This is a genomic window from Rhizobium sp. BR 249, assembly GCF_047445895.1.
In the GTDB taxonomy this organism is placed as follows: Bacteria; Pseudomonadota; Alphaproteobacteria; order Rhizobiales; family Rhizobiaceae; genus Rhizobium.
On the sequence record NZ_JARWKX010000060.1, the window covers coordinates 1 to 514 of the forward strand.

The 514-nt window shown below is 64.0% G+C and carries 1 protein-coding gene; it reads right to left on the reverse strand.

The window, feature by feature from the left end:
• On the reverse strand, nt 1-514 hold a 514-nt coding region (locus QD408_RS27145; protein ID WP_414141434.1), incomplete at both ends, for a calcium-binding protein.

The window sequence follows — 514 nt, forward strand, 5'->3', positions numbered from 1 at the left end:
CCCGTGAAGTTGCCGGATCCCGTATAGCTCAGGTTCTCGACATTGGTCAGCGTAGCGATCGAGTAGGCTGAAAGCACCGTCCGCAATTCGTCAGTGCCGCCGCCCGCCGCCTCGACGATCACGTCGCCCGCATTGTCGACCACATAGATGTCGTTGCCCGCGCCACCGCGCAGACTGTCGGCGCCGGCGCCGCCGTCCAGCAGATCGTTGCCGGTGCCGCCGACGATCGCGTTGGCAAGCGCATTGCCGGTTCCGGTAAACGCCCCGGTGCCGAAGTAGGTGAGGTTCTCGGTATTGGCGCCAAGTGTGTAGGCGCTCAGGTTCGTCCAGACCGTGTCCGTTCCTTCGGCGGCGTTCTCGACGACGACGTCGCCGACATTGTCGACGACATAGGCATCGTTGCCCACTCGACCGATCAGAGTGTCGGCGCCAACCTCGCCATTCAGCACATCGTTGCCGGCGCCGCCGGTGATAACGTTGTCGAGCGCATTGCCGGTTCCGGTAAAGGCTGCCG